At 38.8% G+C, this 13,858-nt stretch carries 11 protein-coding genes; all 11 read left to right on the forward strand.

Going from position 1 to position 13,858, the window contains the following annotated elements; genetic code table 11:
- Positions 1–176 precede the first annotated feature (176 nt).
- Positions 177–2,687: a hypothetical protein gene (locus PH210_RS23270; RefSeq protein WP_289988764.1), complete on the forward strand. Its 2,511-nt coding sequence runs from the start codon at positions 177–179 to the stop codon at positions 2,685–2,687.
- On the forward strand, positions 2,666–3,754 hold the full coding sequence (gene bglB, locus PH210_RS23275; RefSeq protein ID WP_289988765.1) for a beta-galactosidase BglB: 1,089 nt from the start codon (positions 2,666–2,668) through the stop codon (positions 3,752–3,754). The genes PH210_RS23270 and bglB overlap by 22 nt, the downstream gene beginning before the upstream one ends.
- Positions 3,755–3,781: 27 nt before the next feature.
- The gene (locus PH210_RS23280; RefSeq protein ID WP_289988766.1) at positions 3,782–5,068 is read left to right on the forward strand and encodes an ABC transporter substrate-binding protein; all 1,287 of its coding nucleotides are present in this window, start codon (positions 3,782–3,784) and stop codon (positions 5,066–5,068) included.
- Positions 5,069–5,146: 78 nt separating this feature from the next.
- Positions 5,147–6,079, forward strand: coding sequence for a carbohydrate ABC transporter permease (locus tag PH210_RS23285; RefSeq protein ID WP_289988768.1), 933 nt, complete (start codon positions 5,147–5,149; stop codon positions 6,077–6,079).
- Positions 6,076–6,894 (forward strand): carbohydrate ABC transporter permease, encoded by an 819-nt coding sequence (locus tag PH210_RS23290; RefSeq protein WP_483312141.1) that lies wholly within the window; start codon positions 6,076–6,078, stop codon positions 6,892–6,894. Before PH210_RS23285 ends, PH210_RS23290 begins: the two co-directional genes overlap by 4 nt.
- Positions 6,895–7,147: 253 nt before the next feature.
- Entirely contained in the window at positions 7,148–9,574 is a 2,427-nt protein-coding gene (locus tag PH210_RS23295) for a glycoside hydrolase family 31 protein (protein WP_289988770.1), read from the forward strand.
- Positions 9,571–10,221, forward strand: coding sequence for a bifunctional 4-hydroxy-2-oxoglutarate aldolase/2-dehydro-3-deoxy-phosphogluconate aldolase (locus PH210_RS23300; protein ID WP_289988771.1), 651 nt, complete (start codon positions 9,571–9,573; stop codon positions 10,219–10,221). The genes PH210_RS23295 and PH210_RS23300 overlap by 4 nt, the downstream gene beginning before the upstream one ends.
- Positions 10,218–11,231 carry a sugar kinase gene (locus tag PH210_RS23305; RefSeq protein ID WP_289988772.1) on the forward strand — a complete coding sequence of 338 codons (1,014 nt, stop codon included), beginning with the start codon at positions 10,218–10,220 and terminating at the stop codon, positions 11,229–11,231. The genes PH210_RS23300 and PH210_RS23305 overlap by 4 nt, the downstream gene beginning before the upstream one ends.
- Before the next feature lie 36 nt (positions 11,232–11,267).
- The gene (gene kduI / locus PH210_RS23310) at positions 11,268–12,098 is read left to right on the forward strand and encodes a 5-dehydro-4-deoxy-D-glucuronate isomerase (RefSeq protein ID WP_289988806.1); all 831 of its coding nucleotides are present in this window, start codon (positions 11,268–11,270) and stop codon (positions 12,096–12,098) included.
- Between the two features lie 33 nt (positions 12,099–12,131).
- Complete coding sequence (kduD, locus tag PH210_RS23315; protein WP_289988773.1) at positions 12,132–12,914, forward strand: 2-dehydro-3-deoxy-D-gluconate 5-dehydrogenase KduD; 783 nt, start codon at positions 12,132–12,134, stop codon at positions 12,912–12,914.
- 71 nt (positions 12,915–12,985) lie between these two features.
- The gene (locus PH210_RS23320) at positions 12,986–13,822 is read left to right on the forward strand and encodes a sugar phosphate isomerase/epimerase family protein (protein ID WP_289988774.1); all 837 of its coding nucleotides are present in this window, start codon (positions 12,986–12,988) and stop codon (positions 13,820–13,822) included.
- The last annotated feature ends 36 nt before the right edge of the window (positions 13,823–13,858 follow it).

Genomic DNA, 13,858 nt, shown 5'->3' on the forward strand with positions numbered 1-13,858 from the left:
ATGACAGAAACCCATGATGGAATTTCCATCGGGGTTTTTCTTTTTTCGGTCGAAAAAGTAAATATCAAAATTTTCAACAACTAATACAAATATTTCAACCATTCTCTCCTTTGGTTATCTAATAAAATAAAAATTAAGAATAATGCAAACGTTATCAAACAGGGGGAGGGGAATATATGAATCAGATAATCTATCCATTAAATCAACATAAGCCTATTAATCATTGGTTGGTCGCAGGGACTTTTGAAGAAGAAAAATCTTTTAAAAAGATCACAATGGATTTTACAGGGGATTTGAATCGCTGGCTTACTGAGGGGTTTGCTGTATTTGAAAATCCTAATCGAAAAGAATTCATCGAAGCTGAATTGAAGGTTGAAAAGCAAAGAATTGACATATCAGAGGTTTCCCCTGGAAGATCGTTATCCTACCAATCGTCAACAAAGACATGGCAGCTCTATTTTCCATGGAAGAACAAAAAAATTGAACAGTCAGGATTTTGGCAGCAACCCACCCATCTACAATCATGGGCCATAACCAACATTCGTTCAAATAAAGCCCAAAAAGCCACTTTTAAACTTTTTACATGCGGAAGTGTGAACCTTTGGGTAAATGGTGAAAAAGTATTACAATTTTCCCCTTATACAAGAAATGAAGAAAAGAATATTGGATTTGAGGTTTTGCTTCGTGAAGGAGATAATGAATTTTTAGTTCTTTCCGAGGATCTGGCAGAGCGGGATACACTGTTTTACTTTAGGGTGGATTACCTTGGGACTGAAGATTTAGAAATGGTGCTTCCAATTGGTGATACGTCCTCCGAAGACATTCATTTGTTAGAAGAAGCATTAAAAAATGCCTACTTTCCTAGCGATGTCCTCACGTCTGGTGAAGTTAGCCTTTATTTTGAAAACCCACTAGCGGGGCAAGTCCAATTGGAATGTGAGTTTAAAACAGAGTGGTGGGGCGAAAAGAAAGAGCTGAACAGGATTGTTCAGCCAAACTGCGAAAAAGTAATACTTGGTGAAGTTGAAGAACTTGGAATGGGCAATGTGCTATTATCCATCAACATCCGATACCAAACCGTTGTGCTCCAAAAAAATATGTTTCTTCAACTATATCCGGAAAACCTAGTACCACAAGATGTATCAGATTATCTTCATATAAGAAAGCAACAGGCTTCGTCCTTTATCGCCAAATATGGAAAAAAGGATATCCATCGAGCTTATTTATTAGCTAAAGCAGGCGATGATTTAGAGTTAGTTGAATTGATTGTTAGGGATACGCTGCAAGTGATTAATGCCAGGTTTGATTGCAGTGACTTTTATTTTAACCAACTGTTCCGTTTTTGGGCAGATTTTCATGATACGGGATTATTTGAAGAGAGCTTATGGGAGGAATGTAAGCAGACGATTCTCAATTATCGCTATTGGTTCGATGAACCTGGGGATGATGTCATGTGGTTCTTTAGCGAGAATCATGCCTTGCTATTCCACACTTGTGAATATTTAGCAGGACAATTATTTCCGGATGAAATATTCCCTAACGCGAACATCCTTGGTTCTGTCCATGTTGAACGGGCAAAAGTCAGGCTGAAAAAATGGTTTGAAAAATTTAATGATGAAGGCTTGGCAGAGTGGAATTCAAGTGCGTATATTCCGATAAACGTGATGGGATTCTTGCAAGTATATGATTTGGTCAATGACCTGGAATTGAAAAGTGCAGCCGAGCAAGCACTGGATACAACCTTTCGCTTAATGGCGTTAAATTGTCATAATGGCTATTTATCTTGTTCACACGGTCGTATTTACGAAAAAGAATTAAAGGGAAATTATAATAATGCGACTACTTCCTTACTTTGGATCGCCTATGGTAAAGGAAATTTAAATAATTCAACCTTTGCCGCAGCAGCATTATCTATGTCAGAATATGAACCACCTGATTATCGGTCCTTAATTGGTTTAAGCGCGGATGAGAATGTTGTGTTTAAGCATCATCAGGGAACAAAGGGCTTTGTCGATCTTTATACTTATAAAAACAGGTTCGGATTACTATCAAGTGCCGTCGAGTACCGGCCTGGTGGAAGCGGTTACTCGGAGCACGTCGTCCATTCTACGCTTAGTCCAGAAGCGATTGTATGGATAAATCATCCTGGAGAAGAGACGGAACTAGGGACAGGCCGGCCAAGCTTTTGGGCTGGAAATGGTCAATTGCCAAAGGTCGATCAATATCATGATATCGCTTTTATCCACTATAGGATTGATCCGGAAAGTGAAATTGATTATACTCACGCCTATTTTCCACTCACCGCTTTCGAGCAAGTGGAAATCACCGGAAATTGGTGCTTTGGAAAAATAAGAGATTCCTATATTGCGCTTTATGCAAAAAATGGATTGATCTTACAGACGGAGGGCCAGAACAAAAAACGGGAACTGATATCGATTGGTAGAGAAAATAAGTGGATCTTACGAAATAGCCATGTTCAACAGTTTGCTTCCTTCTCCCAATTTATCACTAGTATTAAGAATGCAGAACTGAAACACATTGGAGAAGAATTCATTTTTCATGATCCTATTCACGGTAAAGCTCAAAGCTCTTGGAAGGGGCCATTTACAGTGAATGGTGTTATTCAATTAAATTCAGATCAGCAAACAGAAGGAGTTTTAGAAAAATGGTCGTTCATTCAAAATTAATCGAATCAAAGGTTCATCTTGTAAAGAATGCACTGAAATCATTGAAAAATGATGATGGGTTTGTCGAAGAATTTCCGATTGGTTTGATAGACATTAATCTGTGGGAATGGCCGCAAGGTGTCGGGATTTATGGCCTGTATAAATACTATAAATTAACCAATGACCAAGAGACCCTTCAGTTTTTATTAGATTGGTTTGATCAAAGAATTGCGGAAGGCCTCCCTGAAAAAAATGTCAATACGATGGCACCGCTGCTTACTCTCATCCATCTGGCAGAGGAAACCAATGATTCCAAGTATATTGCTGTATGTGATGAATGGAGTACTTGGATCATAGAAGAGATGATTCGTACCGGTGACGGAGCCTTGCAGCATATGATTACAGGTGACCCGAATGATGGTCAGATATTAATTGATACCTTATTTATGACCGTGTTATTCCTTGCTAAAGCTGGTACTTATTTTAAACGGCCAGAATATATCGAGGAAGCGAAAAACCAGTTCCTCATTCATATTAAATATTTATATGACAAAGAAACAGGGTTATTTTATCACGGTTGGGATTTTAATGAGAATCACAACTACGGTGCTGTCCGCTGGGGAAGAGGAAATGGCTGGTATACATGCGGGTTGTTAGAGTTTTTTGAAATAGTTGAATTAGAAAAAAGTATGAAAGATTATTTATTAGCTACATGGCACAGTCAAGTGAAGGCATTGTCAAAACTACAAGCTGATAGTGGTTTATGGCATACCGTTTTAGACGATCCAAGTTCCTATGAAGAAACCTCTGCTACTGCTGCTTTTGGTTATGGAATCATCAAAGGTGTTAGAAAAGGGTACCTTGATAAGGAGTATTTACCAATTGGGTTAAAGGCTTTAGAAGCAGTGATGGATGTAATCGATGAACATGGTGTGGTTCAAAAAGTATCATATGGGACGCCGGTTGGACTAGATGACGAATTTTATAAAAACATCCCGATTAGTCCGATGACCTATGGTCAAGCCTTAGCCATCCTATTATTGGTCGAATCAATAGAGTTTGTTACTAATGAGACGGTGAAAAATTAAAAATTCGAAAAAGGGGAGATGTATTATATGAAAAAAATGCTAAGAATGCTTACGATGTCATTGCTTGCAGCTGTTTTATTAATTGGTGTTGCAGCCTGTTCTGATAGCTCAAAATCAAGTGGTACCAGCAAATCAGACGGTAAAAAGGTTACATTGGACTTTCTCTGGTTTACTGATGGGGTAGAAGGCGATGTCATGAGAGACATCATTAAAGATTATCAAGCAAAAAATAAAAACGTAGAAGTTAAGTTAATCGAAGTGGCCTACCAAGATTACACAACAAAATTAAAAACGATGATCGCTGGAGGAAAACCACCTGCGTTAGCACGTGTCACTGATACCGGAATCTTTGCCGAACAGGCGATGGACCTTAAACCATATGTTGGAGGAGTCGATAAATTCACCTCTCAATTCCTTCCTTCTATTAAACCTTACTATGTGAAGAAAGATAAAATTATTGCGACACCGATGGATGTTACGGCAAACGGCATCATTTATAACAAAACATTGTTTAAAAAAGCAGGAGTAGAAGTTCCACAATCACCAGATGATGTTTGGACATGGGATGAATTTGAAAACGCAATTAAGCAAGTAAAGGAAAAAGGCGGAGCAAAATACGGATTATTAGTAGATTTCACTCCACATCGATATTCTACTTTACTTTATGAATTTGGCGGAAGTATTTTTACAAAGGATGGTTCTGCACCAGCGATTAATAATAAAAATGGTGTTGCCGCATTAGACTATTTTAAAAAGCTTCATAAAGATGGAATCATTCCTGAGTCTGTTTGGTTGGGTGGGGAAAATCCTAATAACTTATTCCGTTCTGGAACAGCAGCTGCTCACTTAGCTGGAAACTGGATGTTAAGTAACTACAAAGATATTAACAACTTTGAGTGGGGTGTAACATACCTTCCAAAAGGAGAAATTCGTTCTTCTGTACCAGGCGGTAAATACATCATGGGCTTCCAAAAAACAGGAGTAGAAAAAGAGACAGCAGCATTTATTAAATACTTAGCATCAAAAGAGGTTAATGCCAAATTCAACCAAAACTCACTATTCCTAAGTGCTAGAAAAGATAATAACGAATTGGATTATGCGTTTGGTAAAGATATGTTTAAAGTGTTCTCTAATGAATTAGAAAATACACCAGAGGTTGCAGCAAATGACTGGGGCAATCAAGTGGTCATCTCTAAGGTTACTACTGATATAAGAGATGCAGTAGTAGAAGTTCTTAGCGGCGGGGTATCTTCAAAAGAAGCCATGGACAAAGTTGCCGAGAAACTTAAGGAAGCTATTGCAGATTCTAAATAATAGTCCACTGGTGACTGCCCCAGATTTGGGGTGGTCACTACTATTAAAAAGCTAAATAAATAATTTAGGCAGGTGAATATGGTGGAACCAATAATCAAAGAACATGCGGCGATAAAAACTGCCAAAAAATCCTCCTTTCGATCAGATAAACTGAAGCGGCAAATTGTTCCCTATTTTTTTGTACTTCCAAATTTCGTCATCTTTTTTACATTCATTGTCGTTCCTGCCATCGTGGGACTCTATTATTCTTTCACAGACTATGATGGATTATCGGAAATGAACTTCGTTGGAATTGAAAACTACAAAGAAGTGTTTCAGAGCTCTGAGTATTGGAAAATATTCGCTAATACATTTAAATATGCTTTTGCGGTAGTGCCGCTCATATTTATATGTTCCCTTGGAATTGCTATGTTGTTGATCAAGGAAATTAAAGCAAAAGGCTTCTTTCGTGCCATATTTTATTGGCCAACGATGATTTCAGCGATTATTGTTGGTGTGACCTGGAAATGGATTTTTGGGGATAGCTTCGGTGTCTTGAATTATTTGATCGAGTCATTAGGCTTCAAACCAATAAAGTGGTTATCCGACCCGGTATTTGCCAACATGACGGTTGTTGTTGGAACGATTTGGGCAAGAATAGGGTTCTTTATGGTGATTTTTATGGCTGGGTTACAAAGTATCCCTACCTCCTATTATGAAGCCGCCCAAATGGATGGAGCTTCAAAGTTTAGAATGTTTAGGAGCATCACCTTACCATTATTAAAACCAACTAGTTTTTTAGTGTTAATCTTGCTCTTGATTGAATCCTTTAAGCAATATCCGCTCGTCTTGGCCTTGACTGGTGGAGGACCGGCAAAGCAAACCACCTACCTTGTTCAATATATTTATGAATTTGGTTTCAAAAAAGGGGAATTGGGTTACGCAAGTGCGATGTCCGTTGTTCTGTTTGTGGTGATTGCCATCTTTACGGTTATTCAATTTAAATGGACAAAAGGAGGTACAATCGATTGAAAAAGAAATCTAATATCCTCATCTATTTAGCATTGTCTGTTCTTGTTTGTATCTTCATTTTTCCAGTCATATGGGTAGTCCTTTCTTCCATAAAAGATTCTACCGAATTATATAGTTGGCCTCCAAAATTTATTCCGGACAATCCAACCTTTGAAAACTTTATTGCAGCCTTTGAGAAAGGGAACTTCGGCACCTATTTTCTCAATAGTACGTTTGTGACGGTAACCGCTACAGTCCTAACGTTAATCATTAATACGATGGCAGGCTATGCGCTTGCCAAGTATCGTTTTAAAGGGGATACCTGGTTGTTAATCGGATTTATCTCAACCTTAATGATCCCTCTCGAAGTTATTATGACCCCTATTTTTTCGGTCATAAGCAAACTAGGTCTGTACAATTCTCTTTGGGGAATTATTATTCCTCCAGCAGCAACACCGACTGGGGTATTCCTAATAAGACAGTATTTATTGACCGTACCTGATGAGTTGATTGAAGCGGCTAGAATAGATGGCGCTGGCGAGTGGAAGATTTTTTGGAAACTGATTGTTCCGATTGCCAAACCGATTATTTCTGTCCTCGCCATCTTTTCCTTCATGTGGAGATGGGACGACTTTATTTGGCCGTTGATTGTTATTAGTGATCCAACGAAATATACCGTCCAATTAGCCTTATCCAATTTCATCGGTGAATTTAATGTCGACTGGGGAAGCCTATTGGCGATGTCCGTCGTAACCATGATCCCAGTTTTAATTGTGTTTTTAATATTCCAAAAGCAGTTTATTCAGGGAATGGCTACTTCTGGTATGAAAGATTAATAGATTGATCAAGTTTAACAGAGATAATCCAAGCGGTTTATCTCTGTTTTAAAAAGGTTATTTTCGCAAAGATTGTTGTTTTACGTATAAGTTCATCAACCTGTATAACAAGATTCTTCGTGGCATCTTTTCGTAAGAACATTTGCGAATATTGCCTGGAAACTTTGAAACTTTGTAAATGACTCTTAATTAGTTCCAAGAGCAACAAAGTTTACGAAAAGAGCCTTAAAAAAATAGCGAAAAGGTGAAAATCATGAGCTTGGCTTGGAAGTTTGACTTTATAAAGGAAGAAAATAATCAACTTTTCTTTGAATGCAATGATAAGAAAATCATTTTTATGGTTTTAGAAGAAGATTTATGCAGAGTATTTATGTCGTCTGATTTTGAACCAGCTCTATCGACGACTTGGGCAATAGCCCCGGATGCGGAAGATATTCCTTTTGAAGGAAGAGACCGTTTTGATTTAACTCCATTCTCATTACCAGCGTTCCAAAAACAAGTTGGCAGTGAGCAAGTAATCATTGAAACACATCTTTTAAAAGCGGTCATTCAATTAGACGGCTTTAAGATCTCTTGGTATGCAAAAATAAACGGCGAAGAAATTTTAATAGCGAATGACCGAAAAACACAGAGTTATAACTATAACAACAAGCTTGGAGACGGGGTCTATCATTATCTTGAGCGATACAAGGATGATAATTTTTATGGTTTAGGTGAGAAAAGCGGAACACTAAATAAGACTAGAAAGCGTTATATCATGAAGACCATTGACGCCATGGGTTATGATGCCGAGTTTACCGATCCGCTTTATAAGCATATACCTTTTTATTTGACCCATAATCAAAAAACGAAGCTATCTTATGGACTGTTTTATGATAATTACTCCGACTCTATTTTTGATTTAGGTGCGGAGCTTGACAATTATCATGGCTTTTACAGGTATTATTACGCAGAAAAAGGCGACTTGGACTATTATTTCATTTTGGGCCCTCATATTCATAACGTTGTTGAAAAATATTCAAAACTTACGGGCAAGACGATTTTCCCTCCAAAATGGAGTCTTGGTTATTCAGGGTCAACGATGACTTATACGGATGCGCCAGATGCACAAGAACAATTAAAGAAATTTGTTGATTCTTGTGTGGAATATGATATTCCTTGTGATTCCTTTCAGTTGTCCTCTGGATATACCACTATTGGCGGAAAGAGGTATGTATTTAATTGGAATTACGATAAAATACCTGACCCGCATGCCATGAACCATCATTTCCATGAGAATGGGTTACATGTTTGTGCCAATATTAAACCATGCTTACTTCAGGACCATCCGCAATACCCTGAACTGGCTGAAAAGGGAATGTTTATAAAAGCGGATAATAATCAAGATCCTGAATTAGTCCAATTTTGGGATGATGATGGATCCTATCTTGATTTTACGAATCCGGAGACTATCCAATGGTGGAAGGGAAATGTCAAGGAGCAGCTCTTATCCTTTGGAATTGACTCCACCTGGAATGATAATAATGAATTTGAAATCTGGAATAAACAGGCATGTGCTAATGGTTTTGGCAAGAGCATTCCTGTCGAGGATATTAAACCGATTCAAACTTTGTTAATGCTCAAGTCGTCTTATGAAGCTCAAAAAGAATTTGCTCCTAATAGTAGACCATATTTAATCTCAAGATCAGGCATGCCTGGCATGCAGCGTTATGTGCAAACATGGTCAGGAGATAATTTAACGGAATGGAAAACACTGCGATTTAATATCAAGATGGGGTTAAGCATGAGTTTGTCAGGTGTATATAATTTTGGACATGATGTTGGCGGATTTAGCGGTTTAGCACCAGAACCAGAATTATTTATCAGGTGGATTCAAAATGGCATTTTCCATCCGAGATTCACCATTCATTCGTGGAATGAGGATCAATCCGTCAATGTTCCCTGGATGTATCCGGAACAGATCGAGATCATACGTAGCTTTATGAAGGAACGTGTGAAGTGGATCCCTTATTTTTACCATTTGCTTCATAAAGCCAGTCAAGAATATAAACCAATCCTTACTCCTACTTTTTATTATTTTGAACATGATTCAAAAACCTTTGAAGAGAATGATGACTTTATGGTCGGTGAGAATTTATTGGTTTGTAGTGTAGTAGAAAAAGGAGCCACTCAACGAAGTGTGTATCTGCCAGAAAATGATAAGGGCTGGTATGATATGAATTCTGATCAATGGTATCAAGGTGGTCAAACTATTATCGTAAATGCACCACTGAACGTCATTCCGCTTTTTGCACAGGCGGGTTCCGCTTTCCCGATTCGTGATGGGGAAATCACGTTTAAAAATAAATCGGAGGATGCAAGAGGAATACGTCTATATCCTTCCTTAAGGGAAGAGCATATAAGCGAACGTTTCTATGAAGATGACGGGATTTCATTAAACTATACAAAAGGTGAGTCTTCATTCCTATTAGTAGATATGAAGACTACTAAAGAAAGTGTAGAAATCCAGATAACTATGGAAGGGAATTATCAACTTCCTTATGATTCTGTTAGTATCTATTTGCCAAAAACGGAAAAACGGAACCTTTATGTTAATGGGGAAGCAATAAATTCAGTACTTCCGGTTCGTGTGAAAATACAACAAGACGGTTCGAATAATGACAACTGGAGGCAGCGATGAACAAATTAAATGTTCTTTCCAGGATAACTGATTGTGGAGTGGTAGCGGTTGTAAGAGCTGACTCTAAGGAGGAAGCGATTAAGATATCAGAAGCCTGTGTAAAGGGTGGAATTTTTGGGATTGAGGTAACCTTTACGGTCGAAGGTGCTGAAGAGGTTATTAAAGAATTGGCTGACTTGTATCGAAATAGTGATGTTGTTATTGGAGCAGGAACAGTTCTTGATGCAACTACGGCAAGGATTGCTATTTTGGCAGGCGCTCAGTTCGTTGTAAGTCCTTGCTTTGACGGAGAAACAGCCAAATTGTGTAATTTATATCAAATTCCCTATATGCCTGGATGTATGACCATTACAGAAATGAAGTGTGCCCTAGAAGCTGGTGCAGATATTATCAAGCTGTTTCCTGGAAACGCCTTTGGACCGGAGTTTGTAAAAGCGGTTAAAGCGCCGCTTCCACAAGTTAATTTGATGCCGACAGGGGGAGTCAGCCTCGAAAATGTCCATCAGTGGATTCAAAATGGTTGTGCAGCCGTTGGCGTTGGCGGTAATTTAATTGCACCTGCTAAAACGGGAGACTATGAAAAAATCACTGATTTTGCCGTTCAGTATGTAGAAAAAGTCAAAGAAGCGAGAAGGAATAACCTATGAAAAAGATAGTCACCTTAGGAGAAATCCTGCTTCGGTTATCTACCAATCATGGAGAACGACTTTTTCAATCTAATCAGCTTTCAATGCATTATGGCGGTGCAGAAGCCAATGTTGCCATTGGACTGGCCAATTTTGGATATGAAGCTTCCTTTGTTAGTAAAGTGCCGAATAATCCGCTTGGGTTGGCGGCGGAAAGACATTTACGGTCATTTGGTGTTCATACTGACTACTTGTTGAAGGGCGGAGAGCGCTTAGGCACCTATTACTTGGAAGTAGGGGCGGGTGCCAGAGGTGCGCAAGTCACTTACGACCGGAAGCATTCAAGCTTTTCTCAGCTTAGCGTCGATGAGGTTAGCTTTACTGAAATTTTTCAAGGAGCAGACCTCTTTCACGTTTCAGGAATAACACCTGCGTTATCTAATTCGTTAAAAGAAGTGACTTTGCTGGCATTGAAAAAAGCGAAAGAGCTAGGTGTCACAACAAGTTTTGACTTTAATTATCGTTCAAAGCTATGGAGCCAAAAAGAGGCAGCGGAAGCGATTACCCCGCTTCTGCCCTATGTTGATATCTGTTCATGCGGGGAATTAGATGCTCTTTATCTCTTAAACATACAAAAAGCAGATACTACATTAAATAAAGAGCAGCAGCTTACGTATTACTATGAAAAAATAGTAGAAATGTATCCGAATATCAAATACTTATATTCGACTTTCCGAAACGTTCTTTCTGCCTCGTACAATACCTTGCAAGGGAATTTATTTTTAAATGGGACGTTGTATCAGTCAAAATACTATCCTATTGATGATATTGTTGATCGCGTGGGCGGCGGGGATGCTTTTGCGTCTGGGATTTTATACGGGATTATCGAAGAAATGCCGCCGCAACAGGCAATTTCATTTGCTACGGCAGCGTCTGTCTTGAAGCATACAGTGTATGGGGATTGCAATACCTTTTCTAAGGACGAAATTATAGCATTTGCTGAAACTGAACCTGGTAAAATTGTTCGTTAAAAATAGAAGCTTTATAGGAGGACATGGATCATGGAAATGGAAACGCGTTATGCAAACCACCCAGAAGAAATTAAAAGATTTAATACGGATGAATTGAGAGGAAATTTTTTAGTTGAAACCATTTTTGAACCAGGAAAAGTACATTTAACATACACCCATGCCGATCGCATGATTTTTGGTGGAGTAACACCGGCAGAAGAAGAATTGACCATTAAGCTTGATAAAGAATTAGGAGTCAGTTACTTCCTTGAACGCCGTGAGCTGGGAATTATTAATATTGGCGGAGACGGTCTTGTCATTTTGGATGGCGAGGAATATAACATGCAACTTCGTGATGGTCTGTATGTCGGCAGGGGAACGAAGGAAGTATTATTCCGATCAAAGGATCCAAAGAATCCTGCGAAATTCTATATTAATTCAACACCAGCCCATCATACCTATCCAACAGTAAAGATCGATATTAATGAAATTAAACCCTTAGAGGCTGGAGCTCCGGGAACCTTAAATGAACGGAAAATCTATCAATATGTCCACCCAAATGTATGTGAAAGCTGTCAGCTTCAAATGGGACTTACTATGCTATCTCCAGGAAGTGTTTGGAATACCATGCCTTGTCATACTCATGAGCGGCGGATGGAAGTCTATTTATACTTTGATATGGAGCCAGATACTCGCGTCTTTCATTTCATGGGGAAACCGGATGAGACAAGACACTTAGTCATGAAAAACGAACAAGCTGCAATTTCACCCAGCTGGTCGATACATACAGGGACCGCTACTAGTAACTATACCTTTATTTGGGGTATGTGCGGAGAAAACATTACCTATGATGACATGGACCATGTCAAAATGGAACAACTAAGGTAGTAGATTTAGTTTTAACATGAAGGGGGTTTAAATATGACAATTCAATTGAACGAATTCACATTGGATTTTTTCTCATTAGCTGGTCAGGTTGCGATTGTAACAGGTGGTAACACCGGACTTGGTCAAGCCTATGCGGTAGCGCTTGCTAAGGCAGGTGCCGATCTATTTGTTGTCACCCATGGAACTAATTGGGATGAAACGAAGGAACTTATTGAAAAAGAGGGTAGCCGGGTAGAATTTTTCCAGGCCGATTTAGCGAATAGAGAAATCATTAAGGAAGTCGTATCTGGGTGTCTAAAGGCATTCGGTAGAATTGATATTCTTGTAAACAATGCAGGCACCATTCGCCGTGCACCGCTTCTAGAGTATCAACAAGAGGATTGGGATGCGGTGATGGACCTTAATCTAAATGCTGTTTATTTTCTAAGCCAAGAAGCTGCAAAAGTGATGATGGAACAAAAGAGTGGGAAAATTATTAATATCGCATCGATGCTGTCTTTCCAAGGCGGAAAATTTGTCCCTCCCTATACGGCAAGTAAACATGCCGTTGCAGGTCTGACCAAGTCATTTGCCAATGAATTAGCTGAATATGGAATTCAAACAAATGCGATTGCGCCAGGATATGTTGCAACGAAAAATACGGCTCCTATCCGTGAAGATGAAAAACGAAATGCAGAAATTCTATCACGTATTCCGGCAGCAAGGTGGGCTTCACCTGCCGATTTAATGGGTGCCGTCGTTTTCTTAGCAAGCAAAGCGTCTGATTATATGAATGGACATACGCTTGTTGTAGATGGCGGGTGGCTGGCAAGATAAATTTGAAAAAGTAAGCCCTACACGATACGGCTTACTTTTTTTATCATTAGCAAATTCGAGGTGGTTGAATCATGAATATTGGTATAAGGGCACATGATATTGAAAACTTGCCATTAGAGGAATTAGTTAGAGAGATCTCTTCTAAAGGGCTTACTTCCGTTCAGTTAGCGTTAAACAAATCTTTTCCCGATATAAACACCGGCTTAGGGAGCCTTAGCCCTGGAATGGCCTATCATATCGGAAAAGCGTTCCGCCAGGAAGATATTCAAATTGCCGTTTTAGGATGTTACATCAATATGATCCATCCAGATTTGAATGAAAGAAGAAAAGCTTTGGACCGATTCAAGGAGCATCTTCGCTATTCCAGAGATATTGGATGTAGTATTGTTGGAACCGAAACGGGAAATGTTAACGCAGAAATTGTCTATACAAAAGAGAATTTTAAAGAAGAACCGTTTCTTGAAGTGGTAAAAAGTGTTCGGGAGCTTGTGGAAGAGGCAGAGAAATTCGGAGTAATAGTTGGGATAGAGGGTGGAATTAATCACCCTGTATATTCTCCTGGAGTGATGAAAAGACTCCTCGAGAGTATCAATTCTAACAATCTTCAAGTTATCTTTGATCCAGTAAATTATTTAACGATCGAGAACTATCAAAACCAAGAAGCTGTGATCGCAGAAGCATTTGAACTATTTGGAGACCGAATCGTGATCCTACACGCCAAGGATTTTATAATAGAAGATAATAGTATAAAGACAACAACCGTTGGAGAAGGAATGCTGAATTACGATCCAGTGTTCAAATTTATAAAAGAGAAAAAACCGTTTATCAATATATTACTAGAAGAAACCAAGGAACCATATATTGATAGAAGTATCTCTTTTCTCAGAGAAAAATATAATCGGGCATAATGTCTCATTATATATTTTTCCTTAATTAGTCATACA

Origin of the sequence: Paenibacillus sp. BSR1-1 (assembly GCF_030403775.1) — a bacterium.
GTDB lineage: Bacteria > Bacillota > Bacilli > Bacillales > Cytobacillaceae > Neobacillus.